The following is a 17,463-nucleotide window of genomic DNA, read 5'->3' on the forward strand; positions in this document are numbered from 1 at the left end:
TCTAATATAATCTTTGTATTTGCAGATATATGTATTTTTTGATATAATTTTTTTAACACTTTAATTTTAATATGATTTTCTTAAAAAAGTAAATTTATTGAATGTAATTAACAAGAGAACTTGCAAAATACGGATTTCCGATACAATGCTGGTGAGTATATCCTCCTAATACTGTTTTGTCTTCGTTTAATAGGCCATCATAATTATTTGATATTCCTACGCCCCTATTAATTTTATATGCAAATTTAGCATTTTCCTTGATATTTATTAATTTTGAGTAATGGAATTCGTGCGCTCTAAATTTAAAACCTGATTTACCAATATGGCAATCTTCTGAAAATTCTCCTTTGACATAACTCAATCCTTGTACATTTTTGGTAGTAATAGAATCACAATTTAGTAATCCAAGGGTTTTATGCCCATCAACAGATTTAGCAGCATACATTAAGCCACCACATTCTGCATAAATTTTAGATTCTTTATTTTCAACTTTTTGACAAATTGAATTTAACATATCTTTATTTTCACTCAATTCTTTTGCGAATATTTCGGGGTAGCCACCCCCAATATATATAATATCTGAATCAGGAACTTCAGAATCGTGTAAAGGACTGAAGAATTCTATTTTAGCACCATTATCTTTTAAAGCATCAACATTGTCCCAATAATAGAAGTTAAACGCTTCATCGTGCGCAATAGCTATTTTACACTTATTTTTATTTATATCCCATAATATATTTTCCTCGGAATCCGGTATTAAATTGTCAAATTCGAAATCTGCTTCAAAATCTACATCACTTATTTCTTTTAAAAGTTCCATATCCAAATTATTTTCAATAGTTTCCGCCCAAAGCCCTATTTGAGAAGCCATTTCATTTTTCTTTTCAGGAGTTGGTACTAAACCCAAATGTCTTTGCGAAACTGTCAATTCTTCACTTCGAGGTATCGCACCAATTATTTTTATTTCTTTATCATAGTATTCTACAGCATCTTTTAATTTTTCATAGTGTTTTTCCCCCCTTATTTTATTAAATATGACTCCTTGAATATTAATATCTTCATCAAAACTTTTAAAACCTTTAATTATTGCAGCAGCACTCCTTGTAAGACTTCGTGCATCAATTAACAAAATTACCGGACTTTTTAAACTTTTTGCAACTGATGCAGTACTTCCTACGTCGTTATATGGGGATAATCCTTCATAAAGTCCCCTTACTCCTTCAATTATACTTATATCGGCTCTTTTTGAGTTTTTAGCAAATAATTTTTTTATCTGAACATCATTCATAAAAAAACTATCTAAGTTCCTTGAATGGTTATTGGTGGCAGTAGTATGGTATGTAGGGTCTATATAGTCTGGACCTATTTTATATGGTTGTACATTTAATTTTTTACTGAGTGTTGCCATAATACCTGTCGATACAGTAGTTTTTCCCACCATTGAAGAAGTACCTGCAATAACTAATCGTTTCATAATTTCACGCAACTTTTGATATTATTTTCAAATAATACTAATAATAGTAATAATAATAATAATAATAATAATAATAATTTAACTAAATTTTAAGTATGATTATATTACGTATTACTATTATAAAAAATTATAATACTAAATATCCATATATTTAAATTATATATTATTATGATATTATAGTATTCAAAAGATAGGGTTATTAATAGTTTTAGATAGTAATTTATGTTTAAAGAATTATGACTAAAAAGATATATTGTAGAATAAAAATAATAAAAATTATAAAAATAATCTAATAAAAAATAATAAAAAATAATAAAAAATAACGTAAATAATAAATTAAAAAGACACAAATAAGGGGAAATATTGTTAAAAAACACTTATAATTATGTGATAGGGAGATATACTAAGTTTTTAAGCTTATCCTTTTCAAAAAAGTTTTTAATAACTTATTTTTTATGTATTATAGGCTATCTTTCAATAACTTTATTAAGTATATCCATAAATTCATTATATTCTCTAAAACATGCCGATTTTATCGCCACTAAAAAATTTGAAATCGTATCCAGCGCCGTAGTTTCACAAACGGGTTCAGAAGTATCTTATTTGTCATTAGCTTTGACATATATCGTTAACAACTTTTTAGCCTGTTTTACAATATCTTCTGCGATAGTTGCAGTAGCTTTATTGTATAAACACGATTTAAAAAAAGAAAATGAAGTTGTAATCTCATATATAAATGTTTTATTTATATTTTATTTAATAACCATATTAAATCCATTTACTGGACTTTCAGGTGCTAAATTAAGATATTTGGATTTGCTTGCCGTTATACCGCATGGAATTTTTGAATTTGCAGCAGTAGCTTTGTCTATTTGTTTGGGTATACACTATGCTTTAAAAATATTGCCTGTATCAATTACTTTAAATTTAGACTCAAATTCAGATTCGGATTCAAATTCTGAAAAAAATATAATTGATTATAATACTGTTAAATCAATTCCTAAATTAAAATTAAGAGATTATTTAAATTATTTGGGTCTTTTAATCTTAATTTTACTACTTGTAAGTATAGCTGGTATATTAGAACCTATAGATTGGGCTTTACGTAATTATTCAATTGCTAATAATTTAAATATGGTAGATTTATTTATAGAATCGTATAAAAATATAATATATTATATTATTCCGAATATACTAAATGATTTATTGTCTAAATTTTAATAATAACTTATTATTTATAAATAATATATACTTGACATAAACATAACATATACATTTTTATTTAGGTGATAATATGTTGATTGATAGCCATATTCATTCAGATACTCGTTCATTTGAAGATTTACAAGCTTTATCTACGTTTTTAGATTGTGTAATTACGCATGCTCACGACCCAATGCCAGTTTATTCATTCGAAGTTTGTAGGGCTCATTTTGATAAATTGTTAAAATTTGAACCAAAAAGGTTTGAAAAAGCAGGTTTAAATTTTTATATCTGTATTGGAATCCATCCGAGGGCAATACCTGAAAAAATAGACGATATTGATTACCAAATATTAAAAGAATACCTAAAAGATAAAAAAGTCGTAGGTTTAGGTGAGGTGGGGCTTGAATTAGCCACCGACACAGAAATAGTAATTTTAAAGAAACAAATGGCTTTAGCCGAATGTTTAAAAAAGCCGATAGTATTGCATACTCCAAGGACTAATAAATATGAAATTACTAAAAAACTGTTAGAAGTAATTGAAGACAGCGATTTAACTACAAATATTGCCATAGAGCACGTAGATTTTGAAAATATTGATTTAATTTTAGATTATATTTTAAAGAATAATAATTTAAAAATTTCTGAAAATCCTGATTATAAAAATAATATACATTTAGGTATCACAGTACAGCCTCAAAAGTTAACCCCTGAATCTGCAATGGACTTAATAAAATATATTTACCAAAGAGATGATTTAAAACCATTGAGGGAGTCAAATAATTTAAAAATAATGATAAACAGCGATATTTCAAGTGCCCCATCAGATATATTTAGTCTTTTAAAAATGAAGGTAATTTTAGAAAAAAATTCAGGAGTTTTGAAATCTGTAAATTATAGTGCAAATGACATAATAAATAATATATTGGGAGATAATGCAAAAGAAATATTTAATTTATAATTTTAGTTTTTATTAATATTTTTAATTTTTTTTTGCTGAATTTTAATTATGGGTTAATCGTTTTTGTTTTTGTTATTTTCAACTTTTTCATATTCCATTCCGTAAATTAAAACATTATTTTCTTTCAATTTGACTCGATATTTTATAATATTATCCAACTGATTCATACAATGTTTAGCATATTCTAAATCGGAAACTGTTGTTAAAAAACTCCTTAAATTTTCTGGAGACTTTATTTGATACATATTTTTAGCACCCGTGGACAATACAACGGGAGTATTGTATTTTTTAGCAAGTTTGATATTTCTTTTATATGAATTCAACAATCTGGCAATTTCATATCCTTTTTTAACCAAAAGGTCTGAAAAGTTTAAATTAAAGCCCACTCTGTGGATACTTCCTAATCTTGCAGTAATATGGTCTATTCCAGAGTCTAAACGTCTGAATGCAGGAGATGTTAGTATATCAACGTCGTCTTTTTCAAGAGCGTATCTATTGATATCTAAATCTCCACCTTTTACCATTAATACCTCACATTTGCCCCTATATTTTTTAATCCCTTTTTCTAAATCTCTTGTATTTGATGCATATAATAATATTCCTGAATAAACTGATAAATCAAAAGATTTAGCCAGTTCTTTGCATTCTAAATATTTATCTTTACTATAATCTGCTGGTTCTTCTTCTGTTTTCCCTTTTTTAGATAAATATACATTTTGGGTAAAAACAAATCCTTTCCACCCAATTTTTTTTAAATATTCGATACCTTCAAACGTATTTATATAATTTATATCAATATATTCTTTTTCGTCCTTTTTAAATTCATTTTTGAGATTATTGGTCATATTTGTCCTTTTTGAATTTTTATACATAATAAAATTTTAAGTTTAAAACTTTATAAAACACTGTTAACGCTAAAATTAGTATTTATACTAATATTTTATACTAACATTATTAGCTTAAATTTCAAAAATAATAAAAATTATGTTTAATTAAATTATCTGTCTTGAGGAGTTTTAACTTCATCTACAATTTTAGTACCTGCAGCTACTTCATCGATACTATGAATAACTCCGTTCATAGTTTCAATTACGTCTTTAATAACGTCGTAGTCTAAATCGTAGCCTTCAACAGTGATTTTGACACTTTCAGTAGATTTGTCGATTTCATGTACCGTGATGTTTACACCATCAATACCTTCCAAAGCACAAATCTCAAGTGCTAAATCCGTTAATTTGGGTTCGTGTGTTTTTAACACGTCAAGAACTACTCTTCTAAGTTTGGTCACGCTTTTCTTCCTCCGAAGCACGTTTTAACATTTTATAAGTTGTTTAGTATTTTAAGCCACGCTTTTAATGTGCAATGTCTATTTTAAATCTAAAATTTACTATTAAAATATATTATAATTTACCATATAACTGATAATTGACTTTATAAATTTTAATATATCTTATAATATATAAAATATATTATATTTTGTACTATATTTTTAGACCTCTGTCTCATAACTTAATTTTTAATAATACTAAAATATGATAAAATATTAATAGTGTATAAACAATATTCTTATAAATATAAAATTCTTACAATTTAAAAAACTAATACTAATCTTACTTTTTATCATAAAATTATCAATTATAAACAATATACGAGTGATAGCATGATATTACACCCTCGACCTTCACCAATCGCAGCAACAATGTATCAATTAAGAGATATGGGTGTAGATGCAATAATAATGCACGGACCAAGCGGTTGCTGTTTTAGAACTGCGAGACTCTTAGAAATAGATGGTATAAGAGTTTTTACAACGGCTATGAATGAAAATGACTTCATATTTGGCGCAACCGAGAAATTAAAAAGTGTAATTGACGATGTAATAGCTTATTTGCGAGAAAACGATGTAAAAGAATCGAAAGAATCGAAAGAATCGAAAGATACCTCTAAAGAAAGAAAATTAAAAATAGGGATAGTGGGTACTTGTGCGAGTATGATTATAGGCGAAGATATAACTGGTTTAAACGACGAATATAGTGATAATGAGATAATTATCCCTGTTGATATTCATAGTGGACTTGCAGATAATACCATAGGGGCTATTAGGGCAATGGAAAGTGCTATGGATGTAAATTTAATTTCAGAAGAAGAATTCAATAGACAAGTGCATTTATTAAATAAAGCTACAGAAGTGGAAAAAACTAAAGGTATGGCAAAGCAAAAATATTTACAGCCCACTTATGATGATGACATTGACGAAGTAATGCGTGAATTTAAAGAAAAATTAATCAATTCAAACAAGGCTAATAATAAAGAGCTAAAATCAAAACCTGTAATTGTATGTATATTAAACGCAAAAAAAGAGACTTCTTATTTATTTTCCCATCCAATTTTAGAAATAAATAAAGCTTTTAAAAATAATGCAAAAATTATAAATATTGCAAATTTAGACGATAGTTTAGGGTTTGAAAAAGTAAGAAAAGATGCAAAAAATGTTTTATCAGAATTTAAAGAAAATAATGTAAAGATTGATTATATAACTGGTGGTTTAGATGAATATGCAATCACGGGTTTAAAAGCTACTGAAATCTTGGAAAAATTATCTAATTCAAATAATATCGATGAAATTCCTGATATAGTATTTGTTTCAGGCGTTCCACACGCTTTAGATGATAAAAAGCTCAAGGATATCAAAGAAAAGAATCCAAACGTTATTACGATAGGTATCAGTGATGGTCCGAGATTATACCACCCTATAAAAGATATGTACGATTACGGAATTATAGAATTGGATGCACACGCAAAAGTTTTGGGCAAAAAAAATATTGTAAAATCTCGTTTTGGCGAATTAATAAATTATACCTTTCAAAATGAATAATAAGAATAATACGAATAATAAGAATAATAAGAATAATAAGAATAATAATATTTAAAAAATAATAAATTAATAACCTTTAATTTAATTATAAATATATAAATAAATCTTAAAATATATAGATATTATAGATTATGATATATGATATTTTTAATTTTATCGAGTTTATCAAGTATTTGAGGGAAATTATGCAAAAGCCATGGGTTGAGAAATACAGGCCAACTACACTAAGCGAAATCGTTGGTCAAAAAGAAATAATTGAAAGACTTAAAAATTATGTTGAAAAGCAATCAATGCCACATTTATTATTTAGTGGTTCTCCAGGTATTGGAAAAACAACTGCAGCATTATGCTTGGCGAAAGACCTTTATGGGGATGATTGGAGAGAGAATTTTTTAGAATTGAACAGTTCTGATGAAAGAGGTATCGATGTAATTAGGACGAAAGTAAAGGATTTTGCGAGGACTAAGCCAATAGGGGACGCACCATTTAAGGTTATATTCCTTGATGAGAGTGATGCTTTAACTTCTGATGCTCAAAACGCTTTAAGGCGTACTATGGAAAAATATTCTGATATTTGTAGGTTTATATTAAGTTGTAATTATCCAAGTAAAATTATTCCCCCAATACAGTCCAGATGTGCAATATTTAGATTTTCTCCGTTAAAAACAGAGGATGTTTTAGATTATATGAATTATATCTCAGAAAATGAAAATATAACAATTGAAAAAAGTGGTAGCGATGCAATAATCTACGTTTCTGAAGGGGATATGAGAAAATCCGTAAATGTATTACAAACTGCTGCGGCAGTTTCAAACGTAATTGATGAAGATATTGTTTATAAAGTATCTTCGAGAGCAAGACCTGATGAAATCAAGAAAATGATTGATTTGGCAATCAATGCACGATTTATGGAAGCAAGAGAGCAATTATACAAATTAATGATTGATTGGGGTATGGGTGGACAAGATATACTTACGCAAGTATTTAGGGAAGTTCCATATCTTGATATTGAAGAAAATGAGAAAGTATCTTTAATTGAAGCTATAGCGGAATGTGATTTTAGAATTGTAGAAGGTGGAAACGATAGAATTCAATTATCAGCGTTATTGGCAAAATTAGGTACTTTATAATACCATTTTATATTATTTTATATTATTTTACATTATTTTATATTATTTTACATTACATTTAATATTCATTTATTATTTTATAATCTTAAAATATTTTATAATTTTAATATCAATATTTTTTCAATAACTATATATTGCAGTAATCCATATTTTTGATAACTTTTAGAAAACTTTTAGAAAATGTAGTATGATGATGTGAAAAAATGGATGGAATTAATAATTCAAATGAGCAAAATAATGAGCTTAATAATCCGGAATTTGAAGTAATAGAAGTAAAAATACCTGCAGGTTTACCTCAATCTGTAATCGGTAGAATGTTATCTAATTACGACGTTCAACACGAAATCAAGAAAGATGAAATAACACAACAAGAATACCCCGTGTTATTTGGTTTTAAAAAGAATGTGGAAGAAGCAATGGAACACGTTGTTTTATACACCGAAATGAGATTGGCTTTAAGAGATATTGCGAGATTATCAAAGCTTCACAAAATACCTGTTAAATTGTATTCAAAAGATGAAACTGTTAACCATATTTTAACCGTGGCAATACAGGACTGTTTAAAAGCAGATATCGAAATAGTTAACGAAGAATTAGAGCAAGAATTTGAAGTTATACAAGTTTTAGACAATGATATACAAGTATATATTTAAATTAACCTTTTAATTACTCTTTTTACCTTTTTAATTTTTATGATAGAACAATTTCAATATCTTTTTATAATATTGTATTTTATAATAATATAGTAAATTAAACAATAATATAATTAAAAATAACTTTACTAAATTGAATAATATTATCATATATTTTGGTGAATTTTGGTGAAAATATGTTTATGGGAGCAATTACAAAAGACGGGTTAGATATCGCTGAGAAATCGAGAGAAATCGTTAAATCAAAAATAAAAGAAGTTTTAAACGAAAAATATGACGAATATACCAAGGAACAAATGGGTATAATTGAGAGGGTTGTGCATGCTACAGCAGACCCAGAATACGCAAAACTAATAGCTTTTACAGATGATGCAATAAAAAACGGCGTAGAAGCTATAAAAAATGGAAAACCGATAATTGTAGATATTTCAATGGTTCAGGCAGGAATTCGATATGATAATATTTACAACTATATTAAAAATGAAGAAGCAATCAAATTGGCAAAGAAAGAACAAATTACCAGAGCAGAAGCTGCAATGAGGCTATTAAAGGATAAAATCGATGGCGGAATTGTTGTAATCGGTAATGCACCAACTGCATTGATAGAAGTTGTTAGATTAACAAAAGAAGAAAATATAAAACCTGCATTAATTGTGGGGGCACCTGTAGGCTTTGTAAAAGCTGCAGAATCAAAAGAATTATTGCGAAACTCGGAAAATAGTTCTATATCAGCAATCGGGTCAAAAGGTGGCACACCGGTAGCTGTTTCAATTGCAAATGGAATAATTGCATTAAGTAGAAATGAAAAAGCATAATTGATTTTTAATTTTTATTTATTTTTAATTTTTATTATTAATTATTCATATTTTTTAAAAAAGAAAAAAAGAGTATTTTTTTATTTAATTTTTAATTTTTAATTTTTATATTTAATCCACTATTTTTTAATCTTTTAATTATCTAAATATTGGTTGTACGGAGCATTTAATTGGTAAAGGCAATGGTCTAACCGGGCAACCTTCTGTTTCGGATTTTATAGTACTTATTAATTCTTCCAACTTCATTACTTCTTTCACTGGCTTTTTGGTTGATGATTTAGCTCTAACAGTAACATTTAAATTACCTTTTTCCATTTCTTCATCACCGATAACTACAACGTACATAGACCAGTCTTTACCTGCATTTCTAATTTTTTTACCGATACTTTCTTCTCTATCGTCGTAATCTGCCCTTATTCCATTAGCCCTCAATTTTTCAGCAACTGAAAGTGCATATTCTTGATGTTTATCTGAAACAGGTATTACTCTAACTTGAATAGGCGCTAACCAAGTAGGCAACATTGGAGGCACTTCTTCAAGAGTATTCAAGTAAGCTCCTTCTAATAAACCACATAAAACTCTCTCAACGCTACCAGTAGGTGAACAGTGTAGGATTATCGGGTTTATTTTCTTATCGCCGTCGTTTACAGTGATATCAAATCTTTTTGCACTTTCCACATCGATTTGAACAGTTGGGTTTTCAATAGGTCTTCCGAAGCTATCTACAACAGCCATATCAACTTTACCTATCCAGTAGTGTTTTCTTGCAGGTAAAATTTCTAAAACCACGTCTTTTTCATATTTAGCCCTATATTCTGTGATTATATTGTATAACCAATCTTTATGTTCATCGTAGAAATCTTGAGTAAATCTGAATATAATTGAATAAGGTGTCTTTAAATCATCACCAGTTTGTAATCCCATCCAGAATTGCTCTTCAAACGCCTGTTTTGCCTGTTCCATATCCATACAAACAGTGTGCATATCTGGCATAGTGAAAGCTCTTAATCTTTTTAAGCCTACTAATTCCCCTCTTTGTTCATATCTGAAACTATAGGTTGACAATTCGTATAATTTCAAAGGTAGGTGCTTAGGTAATAAGTACATATCTTTTTTCATCATAAATTGACCAAAACAAGCAGCAAATCTTAACATTAAGTCTTTATTGCTTTGTCTAAATCTGTATTGTCTTTCTCCGAATTTATCAGCGTGTTCTTTGATTGCTTTGTTTCCTAAATCGTACATTACAGGGGTCTCAACTGGCATAGCCCCATATTTAACAACTAAGTCGTAAACATAGTCCGATAATAAATCTCTGATTAATTTACCTTTTGGATACCATCTAAAATGACCAGCATCTGAACTTGGTTCATAATCACAAATTTCTTTCTCTTTAATGTATTTGACGTGTGGAGGTTCGCTTTCGCTTTTCTTTTTACTTTTTTTGTCTTCTTTATGTTCTTTAATTCCCAATTCGTGTTTTAAGAGTGCTTTTAGACCATCATCTTCAACAGTTTTAACGCTTTCTTCGTTCATTTCAATTAAATTAAAGTCTTTATCTACTAAATAGAAAGTAGTTTTTGATTTTTCCTTGTCTTCAGCTTCTTCGTTTCTTTCTGCACTGATTTGTCTTGAAAGTTCACTTAATGGGTGTCCTTTACAGCTAATTTTAAATGCTTTGTACCATCCAAATGGAGACCTTAAAACATTGTAATTTGGTGCTAAAAGTTCCTCAACATCTTTTAAAATCTTTTTAGCAACATCTGGAGAACCTAAATTGCTTGAAAGGTGGGCATAAGGGTATAAAACAACATTTTCAACTTTTAAATTTTCAGCAGTCTTTTTTATTTCGTCGACTACGTTTTTAACAACTGCTTTAGGGTCAGATTCGTCATCTCTTTCAACAGCCATAAAAACAGTTAAACATTCATCCATTTTTCCGCTTAATTTTTCAGTTTCTTCAGCCATTTTGGTTTTTTGTTTAGCTTCATATTCTAAATAATCAGAGTGTATCATTAAAGTTTTCATTTTTTCCCTCATTATCAGGTAAAATTAAATTTATAAGATTTTATTATTTTATTATTTTATTATATTTTTATATTTATTTTGAGTTATGAAATTATAATTTAACATTTGACATAATTCACATATTTATTTACTTACATATTATAAATATTTAATTTAAATAGTTAATCAACATATCAATAACGTAATACTATAATATTATAACATTGTATGACAAAATAATTAATAAAATAATAAAATAATAAAATAATACAATAATAAGATAATAATATAATAAGATAATAAAAATAACAATAAAATAATAAATAGTAATGGTAATTTTATAATTGATACTAAATTTGGGATATTATGGAAGAAAATAAAAATAATCGGTTAATTTGTTTGGGTTTAGAAGGAACTGCTGAAAAAACAGGTATTGGAATAATTACGGACGACGGAGAAGTTTTATTTAACAAAACTATAATATATAAACCTCCTTTACAAGGTATAAATCCCAGGGAAGCTGCCGACCACCACGCAGAAACATTTATAAAGCTTTTAAAAGAGGCATTTAATGTTATTGACCCAAAAGACATTGATTTAGTGTCTTTTTCACAAGGTCCGGGTTTAGGTCCAAGTTTAAGAGTTAGTGCCACAGCAGCGAGAGCTTTGGCTCTTTCATTAAATAAGCCAATAATCGGAGTTAACCACTGTGTGGGGCACGTTGAGATTGGAAAATTAACAACACCCGCAAAAGACCCCTTAACATTATATGTAAGTGGTGGAAATACTCAAATTTTAGCTTACGTAGGTGATAAATACCGTGTAATCGGTGAAACTCACGATATTGCCATAGGAAATTGTTTAGACCAATTCGCAAGAAGTTGCGGTTTGCCTCACCCTGGTGGTGTATACATTGAACAAATGGCGAAAAAATCCGAAGCAAAAGATGAAAATTACTTGAAATTACCTTATACTATAAAAGGTATGGATTTATCCCTTTCTGGACTTTTAACTGCGGCAATTAAGAAATCAAAAGAACTCAATAAAACTGATAAATCTAATGAAACTTACACTTTAGAAGACGTATGTTATTCTTTGCAAGAAACAGCTTTTGCAATGTTAACAGAAATAACAGAGCGTGCTTTGGCACATGCCAATAAATCTGAAGTAATGCTTGTTGGAGGTGTGGCTGCAAATGACCGTTTAAAAGAAATGCTTCAAAAAATGTGTGAAGAGCAAAACGTTGAGTTTTATGTTCCCGAAAAACAGTTTTGTGGCGATAATGGTGCAATGATAGGCTGGTTAGGTATTTTACAATATAAAAATGGAAAAATTACGAAGATGGGCGATACTAAAATTATGCCAAATTATCGTGCTGATATGGTAAATGTAAATTGGATTAAACACGATGATTTATCTAAAAATCGAAGAATAATACCTAAAAATTTAATCGGTAAGGGTGCAGAAGCAGATATCGAAATTTTGGATTATTTAGGTAATAAATCTATTAAAAAAACAAGGATAGCAAAAACTTACCGAGTAAATAAATTGGATAACCTTATACGACAAAGAAGAACTGTAAAAGAAGCAAGATTCTTAAACACCGTTAAAAACTTAGAAATTAACACCCCTGTAATTTATGATGTAAATAAAGATGAAAACAGTATTATTATGGAATTTATAGAAGGTATGTCTTTAAAAGATTATATTTTAAAACATTATGCTAAAAATTGCTCTAATAATAACAATAATAATACTAAAAACAATTTAAAAGATTTATTAAATAAAGTTGGAGAATCTATTGCCAAAATGCACAACGAAAATATAATTCATAACGATTTAACAACCTCTAATTTTATGGTTGATACATATAACAAGTTATACCTGTTAGATTTTGGATTGGCAAAATATACCGATGTTTTTGAGGATAAAGCGATTGATTTAATCGTGTTGAAGAAAGCATTAGTAAGTACCCATTATAAAGAATTTGATGAAATTTGGAATTATATCCTTGAAGGCTACAAAATTTCAAAAGAATATGGCAAAACTTTAAAAATGATTGATAAAGTTGAAAAGAAGGGTAGATATTTATAATTTTTTAGCATAATCTAAATTATTAATACTAACTTGATAATAAAATAATAAAATAATAAAAAATTAATAAAAAATTAATAATGAACAAAGTTATGGCAATACTCATTGATTAGTAAAAATTCAAATGGTGAAACTAATGGATATTATACCTGCTGTTGATATGAAAGAAGGCAAATGCGTGCAGTTAATACAGGGAGACCCTACAAAGAGACATGTGGAATATGATAACCCTGACGAAATAGCTAAAATGTGGGTAGAAAATGGTGCAGAGATGTTGCACCTCGTAGATTTAGATGGTGCAATTGACGGAGAACGTGTTAACTTGCCAATGGTTAAAAAAATAATCCAAGAATCAAAAGTACCAGTTCAAATGGGTGGTGGCATACGAACAATTGAAGATGTGGAAGAATTAGTTAATTTAGGTATCAATAGAGTTATTATTGGTACTGTAGCAGTTCAAAATCCTGATTTTGTGGAGAAACTTGCAAAAAAAGTAGGTAGTGAGAAAATAATGGTTGCTTTAGATGCAAAGGATGGTAAAGTAGTTATAAAGGGCTGGAAAGAAAAAACAGAATATACTCCAGTTCAAATGGGTAAAATACTTGAGGAAAAAGGTGCAGGTAGTATATTGTTTACCAATGTCGATTCCGAAGGTCTTTTAAATGGTATAAACATTACTCCTACAAAAGAACTTGTGGATAACCTGAATATTCCAATTATCGCATCAGGTGGGGTTACTACAATTGATGATTTGATTGAATTCAAAAAAATAGGTGTATCTGGTGTCGTAGTCGGTTCAGCACTCTATAAAAATAATTTTAAGTTAAATGATGCTATAATTACAGTAAATAACTTTAAACTTTAATTTAAAATAACTATATAAGATAATTAATAGAATAATTACTAAAATATTATATTATCTATTATTATATTATCTATTATATTATTCATTACACTGAATCTAATTAATTTTTTACTTTTTTATTAATATTATAAGTCAATTCTAACAGTAATCGTACCAAAAGTTCTTTTACTATCTTCAAACAATGCAAAGTCTGTAATAACTCTTTGTATAGCTGATTTTTCATTAACCATAGTTACGTGGTCAGTAATAACAATTTCTTCAAATTTTTCTTTTTCAATTGCTTTCATCATTTCTTTAATAACTTTAATACTCATAATATCTAATAATTTAGTGTCTATAGATATATGGGATAATTCTCCCGTATTACTTTTAACTAATTTTGCAAAAGCGTCCCAATCTCTTGATTTAACTTCCACATAATCCTCTTTTTCAGAAATTATGTATCCTCTGGCACTCATAAGTATAATTATATTGTCTTTAAGTCTTTCAAGCTTTTTGCCATCGGTATCGTAGAAATAAAGATTTGTAATATGTTTACAATCTTTTATTTTTGTAGTTTTTTTACTATATATTTCATTAGTCTTTAAAATGTCCGTTTTACTTACAATACCCAATATGTTATTTTCATCATCTAATACGATTAATCTACCAACTTTATGTTTTATCATTAACTTTTGAGCAGCCAATGCAGATTCATCGCATTTTATGATTATTAAATCTTTTGCTTTAGTCATTATGTCTTTTATTTTATTTTTTCCAAGTATTCCTTTGTTTTCCAAGTCATTAAATGTGACAATTCCGACAAGTTCTTTGTTAGAATTAACAACGGGATAACCTAAATGTTTATGTTTCCGTATTACGCTGTTTAAAAAGTCTACAGAATCGTTTTCATTAACTGTAACGACTCTTGAGGACATTATTTGACTTACACTAAGCTTAGTTAGTATTTTCAAGTCATATAGTTTTATTAAATCACTTTCACTTTCTTGTATAAACTTGTTAATGTAGTTGAACAAATATTCTATTGAATCGTGTTCTAAACCTATGTTATATACCCGTTCTATTGTAGATAACTTATTAAAATACATCTAAAATCACCAAAATTTATTAATATTCTAAATACCCGTTAATACTATTACGTCTATCTCTAATATCGCCATATTTATTAGAGCTATTGAAAATAAATTTATATATTATACTATATTTATTTATCTAATTGAATTTAGATAGAATGATAACTATATTCTATATGGTAGAGAAATTTTAAGGTTTAATAAAATCAACATATCAAACTTTTAAATTATAAATTATAAATTATAATGTCAAAAAAATAGATAATGATTGCTAAGTAATACTCATTAAGTAATACTCAATAAATAATAAGTAATAACTTAGAAAAAATTATTTTTAAATTATTTATATTTTAGATTATTTATATTTTAAATTTTTTCTTCTTTTTTTAATACTTCTTTTGCAACGTCTTTAAATCTCTTGTAGTTAAAGCTGTCCCAATCTTCGATTTTTTCTTTCCAAGATACTGATGTAAGTATGATTGAACCCAATACCATAGCTGGAATAACGGCAGCACCTAATGCTACGAAAATACTTTCGTATCCCCCATATCCAGTTGTGATTAAACTGTACATTTGGAACCCTAAGAACGCTAATAAAGCTAAAGGTGTTATCAATCCTGCAAATACTTTCCATAAAGCTCCTAATTTAATAGGTGACAATCTGTCCATATATTCAACAAGTTTTTCACCTTTGAATAACCAAATTGCTGCAATAGCTTCTAATACTCCCACTAATGGCAAGGTTACATTTGAAATGAAGTTATCTACTAAATCTAACCAGTATAATCCTGCCTGAGTTACGAATATTAAACTTCCTAAGATACCTAAAACAGTAACCATAAATGAAGTCTTTTTCCTGTTAATTTGGAATTTATCAATAATTGCAGAGGTAACTGATTCCATCAATGATAATGCTGACGAAATACCTGCAATCACGAAGCAAAGGAAGAATAATATACCAAATTCTCTTCCAAATGGCATCAATGAGATTGCCGTAGGGAATGTGACGAATGCTAATGTAATTGACGCTTGTACAACTTCAGTAATTGGCACACCTTGTTCGAAAGCCATATAACCTAAAGTTCCAAACACCGCAAAACCCACGATTAATGAATAGAATGAGTTTGATAGAGCCACAATAAGTGAACTTTTTGTTAAATCTGTTTTTTCTGGTAAATAACTTGAGTAAGCTATCATAATACCAAACCCTAAACTCAAAGATAAGAAGATTTGACAGAATGCGTCAACCCATATTTTTAAGTTAGTTATTTTTGAGAAATCTGGGGTTATGTATAATAATATACCATCTATACCGCCAGGTAATGTAAATCCTCTTATAACTAACATAAGAGTCATAATGAATAATAAAGGCATAAATATCTTGTTTGCTCTTTCCAAACCTTTTTTAACACCTGAATTAATGATAACATATGTTACAACCCACGCAAGAACAACTGCAACTAATGATAATATCGGGAACGTACCTAAATCAGCAGGTCCACTTGATATTTGTAATATATTGTTAAAGAAGAATCCTCCAATATCTGCAGGAATTCCAATAAATAACAGCTGGTAAAGGTATGCAACACCCCATCCGAGAATTGCCATATAATATGTTGTAATTACAAATGCTGTAAATACTGAAAGCCATCCTAACCATTCAAATTTGCCACTTATTCTTTTCCAAGCAAGAGGTGCGGAACCTTTTGTGGAATGACCAATAACAAATTCTAACGCTAAAACTGTAACACCAACAACAAATAAACCGATTATATATGGCAAAAGGAAAGCTCCCCCACCATTTTCATAAGCCATATATGGGAATCTCCATATATTCCCTAAACCTACCGCAGAACCTATTGCTGCGATTATGAAACCCAAATTAGAGCCCCATTGTTCTCTTGAACTCACAATATCTCCTCACAATAATATAGTATTTAAGTTAGTAATAATTATACACAAATATTACAAAGTAGTTAATTAAACATTAAGCAACATTATATGTCAGTATATTTTTTAATTTAATTGTATGTAGTATATGCCATATGATATGAGCTATATCATATTTTTAATTACAAATGTAATTTTTTTCATTATTGATATATTTATATTTCGGTATGTTATTTGTAATCTATGATATATGCCACATATTATATTTCCAATATTTCCCAGATTTGACCAACTGAGACATAACTAAATTGTATATGCGTATATATAAGATATAAGTATTTGAATTAGAGATTTTTTGTAAAATATTATACCATAATATGCCCTAAAATGAGTCATAACAATATATAATACTTTATTATGAGT

Annotated in this window: 14 protein-coding genes; 8 read left to right on the forward strand and 6 right to left on the reverse strand. The window is 28.2% G+C overall.

The features are described from left to right. Window positions 1-94: 94 nt before the first annotated feature. Window positions 95-1,474 carry a Ni-sirohydrochlorin a,c-diamide synthase gene (cfbB, locus tag J3E06_RS03105; RefSeq protein ID WP_013181008.1) on the reverse strand — a complete coding sequence of 460 codons (1,380 nt, stop codon included), beginning with the start codon at window positions 1,472-1,474 and terminating at the stop codon, window positions 95-97. Window positions 1,475-1,837: 363 nt separating this feature from the next. Here cfbB and J3E06_RS03110 point away from each other — a divergent pair, with 363 nt between their 5' ends. Beyond that, window positions 1,838-2,695 (forward strand): stage II sporulation protein M, encoded by an 858-nt coding sequence (locus tag J3E06_RS03110; protein WP_013181009.1) that lies wholly within the window; start codon window positions 1,838-1,840, stop codon window positions 2,693-2,695. Window positions 2,696-2,768: 73 nt separating this feature from the next. Then, on the forward strand, window positions 2,769-3,638 hold the full coding sequence (locus J3E06_RS03115) for a TatD family hydrolase (RefSeq protein ID WP_013181010.1): 870 nt from the start codon (window positions 2,769-2,771) through the stop codon (window positions 3,636-3,638). 53 nt (window positions 3,639-3,691) lie between these two features. Here J3E06_RS03115 and rnp3 read toward each other — a convergent pair whose 3' ends face one another. Both rnp3 and J3E06_RS03125 read right to left on the reverse strand, forming a co-directional pair. Further along, window positions 3,692-4,483: a ribonuclease P protein component 3 gene (gene rnp3 / locus J3E06_RS03120; protein ID WP_013181011.1), complete on the reverse strand. Its 792-nt coding sequence runs from the start codon at window positions 4,481-4,483 to the stop codon at window positions 3,692-3,694. Between the two features lie 152 nt (window positions 4,484-4,635). Continuing rightward, window positions 4,636-4,926, reverse strand: coding sequence for a DUF211 domain-containing protein (locus J3E06_RS03125; protein ID WP_013181012.1), 291 nt, complete (start codon window positions 4,924-4,926; stop codon window positions 4,636-4,638). A 372-nt stretch (window positions 4,927-5,298) separates the two neighbouring features. Between J3E06_RS03125 and cfbD the strand changes: the two genes are divergently transcribed. From cfbD to J3E06_RS03145, 4 genes are all read left to right on the forward strand, one after another. Next, on the forward strand, window positions 5,299-6,513 hold the full coding sequence (gene cfbD / locus J3E06_RS03130; protein WP_013181013.1) for a Ni-sirohydrochlorin a,c-diamide reductive cyclase catalytic subunit: 1,215 nt from the start codon (window positions 5,299-5,301) through the stop codon (window positions 6,511-6,513). Between the two features lie 185 nt (window positions 6,514-6,698). Next, window positions 6,699-7,643: a replication factor C small subunit gene (locus J3E06_RS03135; RefSeq protein WP_013181014.1), complete on the forward strand. Its 945-nt coding sequence runs from the start codon at window positions 6,699-6,701 to the stop codon at window positions 7,641-7,643. Window positions 7,644-7,846: 203 nt separating this feature from the next. After that, entirely contained in the window at window positions 7,847-8,296 is a 450-nt protein-coding gene (locus tag J3E06_RS03140; protein WP_013181015.1) for a hypothetical protein, read from the forward strand. A gap of 176 nt (window positions 8,297-8,472) precedes the next feature. Next, window positions 8,473-9,111 carry a cobalt-precorrin-8 methylmutase gene (locus tag J3E06_RS03145; RefSeq protein WP_013181016.1) on the forward strand — a complete coding sequence of 213 codons (639 nt, stop codon included), beginning with the start codon at window positions 8,473-8,475 and terminating at the stop codon, window positions 9,109-9,111. A 138-nt stretch (window positions 9,112-9,249) separates the two neighbouring features. On the opposite strand, the gene J3E06_RS03150 is transcribed toward J3E06_RS03145, so the two are convergent. After that, window positions 9,250-11,139, reverse strand: a complete 1,890-nt coding sequence (locus tag J3E06_RS03150; RefSeq protein WP_013181017.1) for a threonine--tRNA ligase — start codon at window positions 11,137-11,139, stop codon at window positions 9,250-9,252. Window positions 11,140-11,484: 345 nt separating this feature from the next. Here J3E06_RS03150 and J3E06_RS03155 point away from each other — a divergent pair, with 345 nt between their 5' ends. Together J3E06_RS03155 and hisA are read left to right on the forward strand one after the other, a co-directional pair. Then, on the forward strand, window positions 11,485-13,212 hold the full coding sequence (locus tag J3E06_RS03155) for a bifunctional N(6)-L-threonylcarbamoyladenine synthase/serine/threonine protein kinase (RefSeq protein ID WP_013181018.1): 1,728 nt from the start codon (window positions 11,485-11,487) through the stop codon (window positions 13,210-13,212). Between the two features lie 136 nt (window positions 13,213-13,348). Further along, a complete protein-coding gene (hisA, locus tag J3E06_RS03160) occupies window positions 13,349-14,077 on the forward strand; it encodes a 1-(5-phosphoribosyl)-5-[(5-phosphoribosylamino)methylideneamino]imidazole-4-carboxamide isomerase (protein WP_013181019.1) in 729 nt (242 codons plus the stop codon). Between the two features lie 125 nt (window positions 14,078-14,202). Here hisA and J3E06_RS03165 read toward each other — a convergent pair whose 3' ends face one another. After that, window positions 14,203-15,165 carry a CBS domain-containing protein gene (locus J3E06_RS03165; RefSeq protein WP_013181020.1) on the reverse strand — a complete coding sequence of 321 codons (963 nt, stop codon included), beginning with the start codon at window positions 15,163-15,165 and terminating at the stop codon, window positions 14,203-14,205. 351 nt (window positions 15,166-15,516) lie between these two features. Then, entirely contained in the window at window positions 15,517-17,061 is a 1,545-nt protein-coding gene (locus J3E06_RS03170) for a sodium-dependent transporter (RefSeq protein WP_259163981.1), read from the reverse strand. Window positions 17,062-17,463: the final 402 nt, after the last annotated feature.

Origin of the sequence: Methanococcus voltae, assembly GCF_024807655.1 — an archaeon.
Lineage (GTDB): Archaea > AGJL01 > Methanococci > Methanococcales > Methanococcaceae > Methanococcus > Methanococcus voltae_D.

What these genes read in the sequence shown, in the direction of transcription:
- cfbB (WP_013181008.1), bottom strand. Translation starts at nt 1,474, where the DNA reads ATGAAACGATTAGTTATTGCAGGTACTTCTTCAATGGTGGGAAAAACT.
- J3E06_RS03115 (WP_013181010.1), top strand. Translation starts at nt 2,769, where the DNA reads ATGTTGATTGATAGCCATATTCATTCAGATACTCGTTCATTTGAAGAT.
- rnp3 (WP_013181011.1), bottom strand. Translation starts at nt 4,483, where the DNA reads ATGACCAATAATCTCAAAAATGAATTTAAAAAGGACGAAAAAGAATAT.
- cfbD (WP_013181013.1), top strand. Translation starts at nt 5,299, where the DNA reads ATGATATTACACCCTCGACCTTCACCAATCGCAGCAACAATGTATCAA.
- J3E06_RS03135 (WP_013181014.1), top strand. Translation starts at nt 6,699, where the DNA reads ATGCAAAAGCCATGGGTTGAGAAATACAGGCCAACTACACTAAGCGAA.
- J3E06_RS03140 (WP_013181015.1), top strand. Translation starts at nt 7,847, where the DNA reads ATGGATGGAATTAATAATTCAAATGAGCAAAATAATGAGCTTAATAAT.
- J3E06_RS03145 (WP_013181016.1), top strand. Translation starts at nt 8,473, where the DNA reads ATGTTTATGGGAGCAATTACAAAAGACGGGTTAGATATCGCTGAGAAA.
- J3E06_RS03150 (WP_013181017.1), bottom strand. Translation starts at nt 11,139, where the DNA reads ATGAAAACTTTAATGATACACTCTGATTATTTAGAATATGAAGCTAAA.
- J3E06_RS03155 (WP_013181018.1), top strand. Translation starts at nt 11,485, where the DNA reads ATGGAAGAAAATAAAAATAATCGGTTAATTTGTTTGGGTTTAGAAGGA.
- hisA (WP_013181019.1), top strand. Translation starts at nt 13,349, where the DNA reads ATGGATATTATACCTGCTGTTGATATGAAAGAAGGCAAATGCGTGCAG.
- J3E06_RS03165 (WP_013181020.1), bottom strand. Translation starts at nt 15,165, where the DNA reads ATGTATTTTAATAAGTTATCTACAATAGAACGGGTATATAACATAGGT.